This window comes from Leclercia sp. M50 (assembly GCF_037150775.1).
Lineage (GTDB): Bacteria > Pseudomonadota > Gammaproteobacteria > Enterobacterales > Enterobacteriaceae > Enterobacter.
Genome location: NZ_JBBCPK010000062.1, coordinates 15,390 through 27,474, shown reverse-complemented (window position 1 = coordinate 27,474; position 12,085 = coordinate 15,390). Strand labels below are relative to the sequence as shown.

Below are 12,085 nucleotides of genomic sequence, written 5' to 3'. Positions count from 1 at the left end.
ATTTATTGTCCGAAGACATTAAGAATCCATGTCACTTTGAGTGCCCACACAGATTGTCTGATAAATTGTTAAAGAGCAGTGCAACGCGGCTTTCGCTCACCGTTGCGAGGTGGCGTATATTACGCTTTCCTCTTTCAGAGTCAAGCGATTATTTTCGCTTTTCTCCTCAACCGGCCCGGCTGTTTGTGTGAAGTGATTCACATCCGCCGTGTCGATGGAGGCGCATTATAGGGAGTTCTCCGCCGCCCGCAACCCTTAAATGTCATAAAAATTGCTGACTGCTGCATTCCCCAGCAAAAGCCCGCCTTATACCTGATTACACACAGACTTATCCACAACGTGACGAAAAAGTGAAAATGTGCGAGCGTTGCGCAAACGTTTTCGTTAAAATGCTCGCGCTAAATAAAGCGCCCCGCCAGGTGTGTTAGTTGAGTTTTTATCGGGAAAATTCACCTAACGCTCTCTGTAATCGTCAAATCCAGGGGATTTACCATGCAACAACGTCGTCCAGTCCGCCGCGCTCTGCTCAGTGTTTCTGATAAAGCCGGTATCGTTGAATTCGCTCAGGCACTTTCTGCACGTGGCGTAGAGCTGCTGTCCACAGGTGGTACTGCTCGCCTGTTAGCAGATAAAGGCCTGCCGGTAACCGAAGTGTCCGATTACACCGGCTTCCCGGAAATGATGGATGGACGCGTCAAAACCCTGCACCCGAAAGTCCACGGCGGCATTCTGGGACGTCGCGGTCAGGATGACGGCATTATGGATCAGCACGGGATTGCGCCAATCGACATGGTGGTTGTTAACCTTTATCCATTCGCCCAGACCGTTGCCCGTGAAGGCTGCTCTCTGGAGGATGCGGTAGAGAATATCGATATCGGTGGGCCGACCATGGTGCGCTCCGCCGCCAAGAACCATAAGGATGTGACCATCGTCGTAAAGAGCAGCGACTACGACGCCATTATTAAAGAGATGGATGCCAACGAAGGCTCACTGAATCTCGAGACCCGTTTCGACCTCGCCATTAAGGCCTTTGAACATACCGCCGCTTACGACAGCATGATCGCCAACTACTTCGGTAGTCTGGTCCCTGCCTACCATGGCGAAAGCAAAGATCCCTCTGGTCGCTTCTCCCGCACCTTAAACCTCAACTTCATTAAGAAGCAGGATATGCGCTACGGCGAGAACAGCCACCAGCAGGCTGCCTTCTATATAGAAGAAGAGGTAAAAGAAGCCTCCGTTGCCACTGCGCAGCAGGTGCAGGGTAAAGCACTCTCCTATAACAACATTGCGGATACCGACGCGGCACTGGAGTGCGTGAAAGAGTTCAGCGAGCCCGCCTGCGTTATCGTGAAGCATGCGAACCCATGCGGCGTCGCGGTAAGCACCTCTATTCTGGATGCTTACGATCGTGCGTACAAAACTGACCCGACCTCAGCGTTTGGCGGCATTATCGCGTTTAACCGCGAGCTGGATGCCGAAACCGCTCAGGCGATCATCTCCCGTCAGTTTGTTGAAGTGATTATTGCCCCTTCGGCCACCGAAGATGCCCTGAAAATCACCGCGACAAAACAGAACGTGCGCGTGCTGGTCTGCGGTCAGTGGGCGGAACGCGTTCCGGGTCTCGACTTCAAGCGTGTGAACGGTGGCCTGCTGGTTCAGGATCGTGACCTGGGCATGGTCAGCGAGAAAGATCTGCGTGTCGTCACCAAACGTCAGCCTACGGAGCGGGAGCTGCGTGACGCGCTGTTCTGCTGGAAAGTGGCGAAGTTCGTGAAATCCAACGCCATCGTCTATGCGAAAGAGAACATGACCATCGGTATAGGCGCGGGCCAGATGAGCCGCGTTTACTCTGCGAAAATCGCCGGGATTAAAGCGGGCGACGAAGATCTGGAAGTTAAAGGCTCCGCCATGGCGTCCGACGCGTTCTTCCCGTTCCGTGACGGTATCGATGCAGCTGCGGCAGTGGGCATCACCTGCGTGATCCAGCCTGGCGGCTCAATCCGCGACGAAGAAGTCATTGCCGCCGCCGATGAACATGGCATCGCGATGATCTTCACCGACATGCGTCATTTCCGCCATTAATTCCCGGAGCAGAGAATGAAAGTATTAGTGATTGGTAACGGCGGGCGCGAGCACGCCCTGGCGTGGAAAGCGGCGCAGTCTGCGCAGGTTGAAACCGTCTTTGTGGCGCCGGGTAACGCCGGTACCGCCCTGGAACCCACCCTGCAGAACGTCGCTATCGGCGTAACCGATATTCCGGCGCTGCTGAGCTTTGCCCAGAGCGAAAAAATCGATCTGACCATTGTGGGCCCGGAAGCGCCGCTGGTCATTGGCGTGGTAGACGCATTCCGTGCCGCGGGCCTGACCATCTTCGGCCCGACCGAAGGCGCCGCGCAGCTCGAAGGCTCCAAAGCCTTCACCAAAGATTTCCTCGCGCGTCACAACATTCCGACCGCGGAATATCAGAACTTCACCGAAGTGGAGCCCGCGCTGGCCTACTTACGTGAAAAAGGCGCGCCGATTGTGATCAAAGCCGACGGTCTGGCAGCGGGTAAAGGCGTTATCGTGGCGATGACGCTCGAAGAAGCAGAAGCTGCCGTTCAGGATATGCTGGCAGGTAACGCTTTTGGTGATGCAGGCCACCGTATCGTTATCGAAGAGTTTCTTGATGGCGAAGAGGCGAGCTTTATCGTCATGGTCGACGGCGAGCATGTGCTGCCGATGGCTACCAGCCAGGATCATAAGCGCGTTGGCGATGCCGATACCGGCCCGAATACCGGCGGGATGGGAGCTTACTCTCCTGCCCCTGTAGTAACGGACGAAGTCCACCAGCGCACCATGGACCGCATCATCTGGCCTACCGTTAAAGGAATGGCGGCGGAAGGCAATACCTACACTGGTTTCCTCTATGCTGGCCTGATGATCGACAAACAGGGCAACCCGAAGGTTATCGAGTTCAACTGCCGCTTTGGCGACCCAGAAACGCAGCCAATCATGCTGCGCATGAAATCCGATCTGGTGGAGCTGTGCCTGGCGGCCTGCGAAGGCAAGTTGGACGAAAAGCGCTCTGAGTGGGATGAGCGTGCTTCTCTGGGCGTGGTAATTGCGGCGGGCGGTTATCCGGGCAACTACAACACCGGCGATGAGATCCACGGCCTGCCGCTGGAAGCCATCGAAGGCGCGAAGGTATTCCATGCGGGGACTAAGCTCTCCGATGACGAACGCGTGCTGACTAACGGTGGCCGCGTCCTGTGCGCCACGGCGCTGGGCAACACCGTCGCAGAAGCGCAGCAACGCGCCTATGCCCTGATGGCGGATATTCACTGGAACGGTAGCTTCAGCCGTAACGATATTGGTTACCGCGCGATTGCGCGCGAGCAAGGGAAGTAACTCCTCCCTTCACCAGTCCCTCTCCCGCAAGGGAGGGGGATTTTCAGAAACTCTTCTCTGTCGGCTGCCAGGTACAAAAATCTTCGTTCGCCACCAGCAGCAGCTGTGATCCTTCAGGCGCTTCCAGCCACGCCACGCTCACTGCCATGGAGGAGTGACTCTGCCGGCGTGCAATATGTTCCGTTGCCCAGCTATCGAGATCCGGCTTCAGGGTCTGGCCTTCACACGTTGTCACGGAGCCGTCAACATGCCAGCGCCCCTGATGTAGCACGACCCTTCCCTGTCGCAGCGCGTCGCTGGTCTGGCGAATCTGCGCGGCGCGGTAGCGGTAAAGCTCGATTTGATCGGTAGAGAGTTGCTGTTTAAGGCCACCGGTTTCGTGCTGCATAAAGCTCAGCTCACCGTGGTCGTCAAAGCGTACCCGCACATGCTCGGGGACTTTGCTGTAGATGTTTACGTCGATCCAGACGAGCGTATCGCCCTGCCAGCGATATTCACTGGTGGTGGTACTGCCGCTGTGCCAGGGGCTAAACGCGGAGAGGAGATGCACTTCGTCATCTGAATCTTTACGCCAGACGCGTACCGCGCCCTGATCGTCAGCGTAGCCGCTGGCGGTAAAAGGCGGCAGGGAGGAGTCATGGCTACAGGCGGTTAATACAAATATGCCCGCCAGCACCGTCACCTGGCGCCAGACAGACAAAAGGGGCGAAACCGCCCCCTCGATAAAACTGTTCACTGCTACGCGGCTTACTTAACTGCGTCTTTCAGTGCTTTGCCAGAAACAAATGCTGGCACGTTAGCTGCAGCGATTTTGATTTCGTTACCGGTCTGCGGGTTGCGGCCAGTACGCTCAGCGCGGTGGTTCACTTTGAAGGTACCGAAACCTACCAGTTGTACAGCATCGCCTTCTTTCAGAGACTCAGTAATTGCAGCCAGGGTGGATTCCAGAGCAGCTTTAGCCTGTACTTTAGACAGGTCAGCTTTGTCCGCAATTACATCAATCAGTTGAGTCTTGTTCATAAGTTATCCTTTCAATGTGTTTATCGCTTGCTAAGCATCGAGTGCGACGAAAATGCCAAAAAAGCACTCTCCTGCATACACGCACCGATAGCCACTTTTTTTCGCCCCCCAAATGTAGACCAGACGGGGGGCAGAAGGGAAGAGTAGAGGCATGACAAAACAGGCGTTAAATCACGTTTTGTTGTCTCACTGGTTAAGATTTATACCAATGTTACTCTCGCCTGCCTCACGCAAGTCTGCGCGTAGACCTTTAATCAGTTCGATATCGCGTTCTTCGCACTCCGCCAGCAAACGGAAAATTTCCCACTGGATGTCCCATTCCTGCTCAATGGCCGGGTTCAGACGGAGTTCTTCATCGGTCATTTCACGCCCTTCCTGGGTCATCTCCAGCATCGCTACGGTAGTAATAGAGGCCTTACTGACTTCGATGGCATGTTCCAGCGTTTCACCACTCAGACGCGAGTGAATCAGTTCACTTAGCGCTACACAGGCATCAATTGCCGGGTAGACGCCATAGACATCATAGTCATCGGCAACCGGGATCGCCTCTTCCAGCTTATCGAGCTGGGAGTCGAAGTTTACCTTCGCATCTTTAACCGTCAGCGTCTCCCACACCAGATCGAGAATACGACGATAGAGTTGACCATCACCAAATTCGGTCTGCTTGCAGAACATGGCATAGTTCGGATACATACGTTCGCACAGACAGGCCATAAAAGTGACGTGCTGCCAGCTTTCCAGCTTCTCAAGGCGCAGGTGAATCGGGTTTTGTAACATGATGATGTCTCGAATCGAAAATTGGCCGCAGTTTACCTGATTCAGCGCTGAATTTCCTGCCAACGAACAAACGCCGGACGCCCGGACGCTACCGCATCGGCCCAGCGGGTCGGCTCCGGTAGCCGGTAGCCCCGCATACAGCGCTGCACCCACGCCAGCGCGGTGTCGGTACTGACGCGATGGCCGGTGGCGACGAACAGTGGATTACACCGGGCTTTGCTGCGCCAGACCCACGCCAGCTGTTCGCCTTTGTCCATCAATGGTGCCAGCGCGCCGGGTTCGGGCGACAGGGGATCAAACTTACCGCAGAGGCGTTTTTTCGCCACGCCGATGGTCGGAACATCCACCAGCAGCCCAAAATGGCTGGCGACGCCGAGACGGCGCGGATGGGAGATGCCATGCCCGTCAACGAACAGCAGATCGGGTCTTTGCGAGAGCTGATCCCACGCCGCCAGCAGCGCGGGATATTCACGAAAAGAGAGGAAGCCGGGGATATACGGCATGGTAGTGGCGATCCGCGCCACCTGATACTCAACCAGTTCCAGGTCGGGGTACGTCAGCAGCACTATCGCCGCCCGCGTCACCTCTCCCCCCTGCTCAAACCCCACATCGGCCCCCGCAATCAGCGAGGGTGGGTCTTTATCCAGACGATCCTCACGGGATACAGACGCAGCGAGTTTAAGTTGTTGAGCGCGAAGTGACGCAAGATCCATAACGACTCCTTACGGGTGGTACTGGGCAGAAAGTCGGTGCACCGCCTCCACAAACACGCCTGCATGCTCTGGCGGTACATCCTGATGAATACCGTGCCCCAGGTTAAAGACATGGCCCTCGCCCTGACCGAAGCCCGCCAAAATGGTCGCGACTTCTTCTTCAATTCGGGCGGCCGGAGCATACAGCATAGACGGATCCATGTTGCCTTGCAGGGCGACTTTGTCACCCACGCGGCGGCGGGCATCGGCAATATCGGTGGTCCAGTCGAGGCCCAGCGCATCACAGCCGGTTTCTGCCATCGCCTCCAGCCACTGGCCGCCGCCTTTGGTGAACAGCGTTACCGGCACGCGACGGCCTTCGTTTTCACGCAGCAGGCCATCGACGATTTTATGCATGTAGTAGAGCGAGAACTGCTGATAGTCGCGACCGGTCAGTACCCCACCCCAGGTGTCGAAAATCATCACCGACTGAGCGCCCGCTTTGATCTGGGCATTCAGATAGAGGGTGACGCTTTTCGCCAGCTTATCCAGCAGGGCATGCAGCGCCAGCGGATCGGCGTACATCATCTTCTTGATCACGGTAAAGGCTTTGCTGCTGCCCCCTTCGACCATGTAGGTCGCCAGGGTCCACGGGCTGCCGGAGAAACCAATCAACGGCACTTCGCCTTTCAGCTCGCGGCGAATGGTGCGCACCGCGTTCATCACATAACCGAGTTCCTGCTCCGGGTCCGGGACAGGCAGGTTGTCGATCTCCGCTTTGCTCTTAATCGGCGAGCTAAAGCGCGGGCCTTCCCCGGTTTCGAAGTACAGGCCAAGCCCCATCGCGTCCGGGATGGTCAGGATGTCGGAGAAGAGAATCGCCGCGTCCAGCGGGTAGCGGCGCAGCGGCTGAAGCGTTACTTCACAGGCCAGCTCCGCGTTTTTGCACAGGGACATGAAATCGCCTGCCTGCGCCCGGGTGGCTTTATATTCCGGTAGATAGCGACCCGCCTGGCGCATCATCCATACCGGGGTGACATCAACGGGTTGGCGCAGCAGCGCACGCAGATAACGATCGTTCTTCAGTTCGGTCATTTTTGCAGTTCCTTAAGCGTCTTGTCCCCAGTGTATCACGTCATTCATAGTCGGCCCGACACATTGCCACGGTATCTTCTATCAGGCGACGCGCCACGGTGCCTGGCGGCGGGAGCAGCGGTAAATCGTCGTAGCGATACCAGTCGGCTGACAGCAGCTCTTTCGGGTCGATGACGATCTCGCCGCTGTCATATTCGGCCATAAAAGCGGTCATCAACGACTGCGGGAACGGCCAGGGCTGGGAGGTGACATAGCGCAGGTTCTTCACCTTGATGCCGCTCTCTTCCATCACTTCCCGGGCGACAGCCTGCTCCAGGGTTTCGCCCACTTCGACAAACCCGGCCAGCACGGTATGCACCCCGTTACGATGACGCGTGTGTTGCGCCAGCAGGATGGTTTCTTCACGACGAATGGCGACGATGATGCACGGCGCGATTTGCGGGTAGTAGCGTTCGCGGCAATGGCCGCAGAGCATGGCCCACTCGGTTTTGCTTGGGTGCATGGTGTGACCACAGTAGCCGCAGTATTTATGCGAGCGATAAAACTCGGCCAACTGCACAGCACGCCCGGCCAGCTGGAACAGACCCACATCGAGATCGAGCACCTGGCGTACCGATCCCATATCGTGACGGCGATTTTGTTGGATCAACCACACAGGATCGCCCTGCCACTCCCCGATATTAAGTGCGGGTTGACCCGCAAGATCGAAATTTCCGGCCTCGCCATGTGGTAATTCACCACCGGGCAACCATAATTTTTGTTCATGGCTGACTAACCACCAGCCGCGATCCGATTTTTCAATTATACGATCCATATCTATTGCACTACCTTTGCTTCACAGGCATGTTGGTAACAATACTATTACATTTTGGGCGGGCAGAATTTAATCTTAACCTTGCGGAGTCAAACATGCTAAACCAGCTAGAAAACCTGACAGAACGCGTTGGCGGATGTAACAACCTGGTCGATCGCTGGCTGCACGTGCGGAAACATCTGCTTGTTGCCTACTACAACCTTGTTGGCATTAAACCGGGCAAAGAGTCCTATATGCGCCTGAACGAAAAAGCGCTGGACGATTTCTGTCAGAGCCTGGTCGATTACCTTTCTAACGGCCATTTCAATATTTATGAGCGTATTATCGGTGAAATGGAAGGTAACAGCCCGTTTTTAGCGGCCACCAAACTCTATCCTCTGCTGGAAGCCAATACCCAGCAAATCATGGATTATTACGACTCCACGCTCGAGAATGCCATCGATCAGGATAATTATCTGGAATTTCAGCAGGCCCTCTCTGATATCGGCGAGGCGCTGGAGCAGCGGTTTACGCTGGAAGACAACCTGATCGCCCTTGCGCTGGATCACAATTTGAAAGCGAGTAACGAAGATAACGTCGCCCGACCGGCTTGAGTTATTTATCGTTAACGCGTAATTTACATTTACTGCTCCCGCTGTAGGGGAGCACATTCTTGTCGGAGTGCCCAGTGCGAAAGCCGGGCTGAGACCGTTAATTCGGGATCCGCGGAACCTGATCAGGTTAAAACCTGCGAAGGGAACAAGAGTCAATCTGTTCATGTATCGCCGCCGGGCGATCCTCTCTTGCTTCATCCGTCGTCTGACAAGCCACTTCCTCACTTTCTGGAACGAGCTATGTCTGCCACAAAATTGACCCGCCGCGAACAGCGCGCACAAGCCCAACACTTTATCGACACCCTGGAAGGCACCGCTTTCCCTAACTCAAAACGCATCTATCTGACCGGCTCCCGGGAGGATATTCGCGTGCCCATGCGCGAGATCCAGCTCAGTCCGACGCTCGTCGGCGGCAGCAAAGAGGCTCCCCAGTTTGAAGAGAACGAAGCAGTGCCGGTCTACGACACATCCGGCCCGTATGGCGATCCGGCGATAACCATCAACGTGCAGCAGGGGCTGGCGAAACTGCGCCAACCCTGGATTGAGGCACGTAACGATTGCGAAGCGCTAACCGAACAAAGTTCAGCTTACACCCGGGAGCGCCTGGCCGATGATGGTCTGGACGAGCTGCGCTTCACCGGCCTTCTTACGCCGAAACGTGCCAGAGCGGGCAAATGCGTCACCCAGCTGCACTACGCCCGTCAGGGGATCGTGACCCCGGAGATGGAGTTTATAGCCATTCGCGAAAACATGGGCCGCGAGCGCATCCGTACCGACGTGCTGCGCCACCAGCATCCAGGCGAAGGGTTTGGTGCCCGCCTGCCGGAGAACATCACCCCGGAGTTTGTCCGTGACGAAGTCGCCGCCGGACGCGCCATTATCCCGGCCAACATTAACCACCCGGAGTCGGAGCCGATGATTATCGGTCGTAACTTCCTGGTGAAAGTGAATGCCAACATCGGTAACTCAGCGGTCACCTCGTCTATCGAAGAGGAGGTGGAGAAACTGGTCTGGTCGACCCGCTGGGGCGCGGACACGGTGATGGACCTCTCTACCGGGCGCTATATTCACGAAACCCGCGAGTGGATCCTGCGTAACAGCCCGGTGCCCATTGGTACGGTGCCCATCTACCAGGCGCTGGAGAAGGTGAACGGCATCGCCGAAGATCTCACCTGGGAGGCCTTCCGGGATACCCTGCTGGAGCAGGCCGAGCAAGGCGTCGACTACTTCACCATCCACGCCGGCGTGCTGCTGCGCTACGTGCCGATGACGGCTAAGCGCCTGACCGGTATCGTCTCCCGCGGCGGTTCAATCATGGCGAAATGGTGCCTCTCCCACCATCGGGAAAACTTCCTCTATGAACACTTCCGCGAAATCTGCGAGATCTGCGCCGCGTACGACGTGTCGCTGTCGCTGGGCGATGGCCTGCGTCCGGGCTCCATACGCGATGCCAACGACGAGGCGCAGTTTGCCGAGCTGCACACCCTGGGCGAGCTGACTAAAATCGCCTGGGAGTATGACGTGCAGGTGATGATCGAAGGCCCGGGCCACGTGCCGATGCAGATGATCCGCCGCAACATGACCGAAGAGCTGGAGCACTGCCACGAAGCGCCGTTCTATACCCTGGGGCCGTTGACCACCGATATCGCACCGGGTTATGACCACTTCACCTCGGGGATTGGCGCGGCGATGATCGGCTGGTTCGGCTGCGCCATGCTCTGCTACGTCACGCCGAAAGAGCACCTCGGCCTGCCGAACAAAGAGGATGTGAAGCAGGGGCTGATCACCTACAAAATTGCCGCCCATGCTGCCGATCTGGCGAAGGGCCATCCGGGGGCGCAGATCCGCGATAACGCCATGTCAAAAGCGCGCTTCGAATTCCGCTGGGAAGATCAGTTTAACCTCGCCCTCGACCCCTTCACCGCCCGCGCCTACCACGACGAAACCCTGCCGCAGGAGTCCGGCAAAGTGGCGCACTTCTGCTCCATGTGCGGGCCAAAATTCTGCTCGATGAAAATCAGCCAGGAGGTGCGTGACTACGCCGCCGCGCAGACCATCGAAGTGGGCATGGCCGATATGTCGGAAACCTTCCGCGCCCGGGGCGGCGAAATCTACCTCAAAAAAGAGGAGGCGTAATGTATCAACCTAACTTTCCGCCGGTCCCGTTTCGTCTGGGGCTCTATCCGGTGGTCGACAGCGTGGCCTGGATCGAACGCCTGCTCGCTGCGGGCGTAAAGACGTTACAGCTGCGCATCAAAGATAAACAGGACGATGAGGTAGAAGCCGACGTCATCACGGCCATTGCTCTGGGGCGTCGCTACGACGCCCGCCTGTTTATCAATGACTACTGGCGCCTGGCGATCAAGCACCAGGCTTACGGTGTCCATCTGGGCCAGGAGGATCTGGAGACCACCGAGCTTGAGGCTATTCGGGCTGCCGGGTTGCGTCTCGGCGTGTCGACCCACGACGATATGGAGATCGACGTGGCGCTGGCGGCGCGTCCCTCCTACATCGCGCTGGGGCACGTTTTCCCGACCCAAACCAAGCAGATGCCATCGGCCCCGCAGGGGCTGGAACAGCTGGCCCGCCATATCGACCGGCTCGGGGATTACCCCACCGTCGCCATCGGCGGGATCAGTCTCGAACGCGCGCCCGCGGTTCTGGCGACCGGTGTAGGGAGTATCGCGGTGGTGAGCGCCATTACTCAGGCCGACGACTGGCAGGCGGCGACAACACAGCTATTGCAACTGGCGGGGGCGGGCGATGAATGACCGTGACTTTATGCGCTACAGCCGCCAGATCCTGCTGGAAGATATCGCCATCGACGGGCAACAAAAGCTGCTCGCCAGCCGGGTGCTGGTGGTCGGTCTGGGCGGATTAGGCGCTCCGGCGGCGCTCTACCTGGCCGGCGCCGGGATCGGCACCCTGGTACTGGCCGATAATGACGAGGTGCATCTGAGTAATTTGCAGCGCCAAATCCTCTTTACCACCGACGATATCGCCCAGCCAAAAGCGCAGGTGACAGAGCGTCGCCTGCAGCAGCTCAATCCCGACATCCGGCTGATCGCCCTGCAGACCCGCCTGGAAGGCAGCGCGCTGCAGGAGGAGATTGCCCGCGCCGACGTGGTGCTGGACTGCACCGATAACATGGCTACCCGTCAGGCGATCAATGCCGCCTGTGTGATGCTCAATACGCCACTTATCACCGCCAGCGCCGTGGGCTTTGGCGGACAGATGATGGTGCTCACGCCCCCCTGGACCCAGGGCTGCTACCGCTGCCTGTGGCCGGATGATGAAGAGCCGCAGCGTAACTGCCGCACCGCGGGTATTGTCGGGCCGGTGGTTGGCGTGATGGGCACCCTGCAGGCGCTGGAGGCGATCAAGCTGCTCAGCGGCATCGAGGCCACGCGCAATACGCTACGCCTGTTCGACGCCCGGGCGGGAAGCTGGCGGCAGCTGGCTTTACAGCGCGCCAGCGGATGCCAGGTGTGTGGAGGGCGGCATGCGGATCCTGTTTAATGACGAACCGATGCAGTGCGTGGAGGGATTGACCGTCGCCACCCTGCTCTCCCAGCTATGCCAGTTAAAACCCGGGGTCGCGCTGGCCCTGAATCAACAGATCCTGCCGCGCGAGCAGTGGGAAAAACAGCAGGTGCGCGAAGGCGATCAGATCCTGCTCTTTCAGGTGATTGCCGGAGGCTGAG

Annotated in this window: 13 protein-coding genes and 1 riboswitch; of the genes, 7 read left to right on the top strand and 6 right to left on the bottom strand. The window is 57.6% G+C overall.

Annotation, left to right across the window (positions count from 1 at the left end; all coding sequences use genetic code 11):
* Positions 1-492 precede the first annotated feature (492 nt).
* Both purH and purD read left to right on the top strand, forming a co-directional pair.
* Positions 493-2,082: a bifunctional phosphoribosylaminoimidazolecarboxamide formyltransferase/IMP cyclohydrolase gene (gene purH / locus WFM46_RS15545; protein WP_336997965.1), complete on the top strand. Its 1,590-nt coding sequence runs from the start codon at positions 493-495 to the stop codon at positions 2,080-2,082.
* A gap of 15 nt (positions 2,083-2,097) precedes the next feature.
* Positions 2,098-3,390 (top strand): phosphoribosylamine--glycine ligase, encoded by a 1,293-nt coding sequence (gene purD, locus WFM46_RS15540; RefSeq protein ID WP_103177816.1) that lies wholly within the window; start codon positions 2,098-2,100, stop codon positions 3,388-3,390.
* A 43-nt stretch (positions 3,391-3,433) separates the two neighbouring features.
* Here purD and WFM46_RS15535 read toward each other — a convergent pair whose 3' ends face one another.
* From WFM46_RS15535 to nudC, 6 genes are all read right to left on the bottom strand, one after another.
* Complete coding sequence (locus WFM46_RS15535) at positions 3,434-4,126, bottom strand: DUF1481 domain-containing protein (protein WP_103177815.1); 693 nt, start codon at positions 4,124-4,126, stop codon at positions 3,434-3,436.
* Positions 4,127-4,137: 11 nt separating this feature from the next.
* A complete protein-coding gene (gene hupA / locus WFM46_RS15530) occupies positions 4,138-4,410 on the bottom strand; it encodes a nucleoid-associated protein HU-alpha (RefSeq protein ID WP_032615913.1) in 273 nt (90 codons plus the stop codon).
* A gap of 186 nt (positions 4,411-4,596) precedes the next feature.
* The gene (locus tag WFM46_RS15525; RefSeq protein WP_103177814.1) at positions 4,597-5,187 is read right to left on the bottom strand and encodes a YjaG family protein; all 591 of its coding nucleotides are present in this window, start codon (positions 5,185-5,187) and stop codon (positions 4,597-4,599) included.
* Positions 5,188-5,228: 41 nt separating this feature from the next.
* On the bottom strand, positions 5,229-5,900 hold the full coding sequence (nfi, locus tag WFM46_RS15520) for a deoxyribonuclease V (RefSeq protein ID WP_103177813.1): 672 nt from the start codon (positions 5,898-5,900) through the stop codon (positions 5,229-5,231).
* 9 nt (positions 5,901-5,909) lie between these two features.
* Positions 5,910-6,974: a uroporphyrinogen decarboxylase gene (gene hemE / locus WFM46_RS15515; RefSeq protein WP_180210885.1), complete on the bottom strand. Its 1,065-nt coding sequence runs from the start codon at positions 6,972-6,974 to the stop codon at positions 5,910-5,912.
* A 40-nt stretch (positions 6,975-7,014) separates the two neighbouring features.
* Complete coding sequence (nudC, locus tag WFM46_RS15510) at positions 7,015-7,788, bottom strand: NAD(+) diphosphatase (protein WP_103177811.1); 774 nt, start codon at positions 7,786-7,788, stop codon at positions 7,015-7,017.
* A 95-nt stretch (positions 7,789-7,883) separates the two neighbouring features.
* On the opposite strand from nudC, the gene rsd reads away from it, so the two are divergent.
* The 5 genes from rsd (at position 7,884) to thiS (ending at position 12,084) form a co-directional block, all read left to right on the top strand.
* A complete protein-coding gene (gene rsd / locus WFM46_RS15505; protein WP_103825473.1) occupies positions 7,884-8,381 on the top strand; it encodes a sigma D regulator in 498 nt (165 codons plus the stop codon).
* 53 nt (positions 8,382-8,434) lie between these two features.
* Positions 8,435-8,543: riboswitch (TPP riboswitch) on the top strand.
* Positions 8,544-8,621: 78 nt separating this feature from the next.
* The gene (gene thiC, locus WFM46_RS15500) at positions 8,622-10,517 is read left to right on the top strand and encodes a phosphomethylpyrimidine synthase ThiC (protein WP_336997964.1); all 1,896 of its coding nucleotides are present in this window, start codon (positions 8,622-8,624) and stop codon (positions 10,515-10,517) included.
* Entirely contained in the window at positions 10,517-11,152 is a 636-nt protein-coding gene (gene thiE / locus WFM46_RS15495; protein ID WP_180210883.1) for a thiamine phosphate synthase, read from the top strand. Before thiC ends, thiE begins: the two co-directional genes overlap by 1 nt.
* Positions 11,145-11,900 carry a thiazole biosynthesis adenylyltransferase ThiF gene (thiF, locus tag WFM46_RS15490; protein ID WP_336997963.1) on the top strand — a complete coding sequence of 252 codons (756 nt, stop codon included), beginning with the start codon at positions 11,145-11,147 and terminating at the stop codon, positions 11,898-11,900. Before thiE ends, thiF begins: the two co-directional genes overlap by 8 nt.
* Entirely contained in the window at positions 11,884-12,084 is a 201-nt protein-coding gene (gene thiS, locus WFM46_RS15485) for a sulfur carrier protein ThiS (RefSeq protein ID WP_103177806.1), read from the top strand. Before thiF ends, thiS begins: the two co-directional genes overlap by 17 nt.
* Position 12,085 lies beyond the last annotated feature (1 nt).

Coding starts and splice junctions, on each gene's coding strand:
- nudC (WP_103177811.1), bottom strand. CDS start 7,788: ATGGATCGTATAATTGAAAAATCGGATCGCGGCTGGTGGTTAGTCAGC.
- WFM46_RS15525 (WP_103177814.1), bottom strand. CDS start 5,187: ATGTTACAAAACCCGATTCACCTGCGCCTTGAGAAGCTGGAAAGCTGG.
- thiE (WP_180210883.1), top strand. CDS start 10,517: ATGTATCAACCTAACTTTCCGCCGGTCCCGTTTCGTCTGGGGCTCTAT.
- nfi (WP_103177813.1), bottom strand. CDS start 5,900: ATGGATCTTGCGTCACTTCGCGCTCAACAACTTAAACTCGCTGCGTCT.
- rsd (WP_103825473.1), top strand. CDS start 7,884: ATGCTAAACCAGCTAGAAAACCTGACAGAACGCGTTGGCGGATGTAAC.
- thiS (WP_103177806.1), top strand. CDS start 11,884: ATGCGGATCCTGTTTAATGACGAACCGATGCAGTGCGTGGAGGGATTG.
- thiF (WP_336997963.1), top strand. CDS start 11,145: ATGAATGACCGTGACTTTATGCGCTACAGCCGCCAGATCCTGCTGGAA.
- purH (WP_336997965.1), top strand. CDS start 493: ATGCAACAACGTCGTCCAGTCCGCCGCGCTCTGCTCAGTGTTTCTGAT.
- hupA (WP_032615913.1), bottom strand. CDS start 4,410: ATGAACAAGACTCAACTGATTGATGTAATTGCGGACAAAGCTGACCTG.
- hemE (WP_180210885.1), bottom strand. CDS start 6,974: ATGACCGAACTGAAGAACGATCGTTATCTGCGTGCGCTGCTGCGCCAA.
- purD (WP_103177816.1), top strand. CDS start 2,098: ATGAAAGTATTAGTGATTGGTAACGGCGGGCGCGAGCACGCCCTGGCG.
- thiC (WP_336997964.1), top strand. CDS start 8,622: ATGTCTGCCACAAAATTGACCCGCCGCGAACAGCGCGCACAAGCCCAA.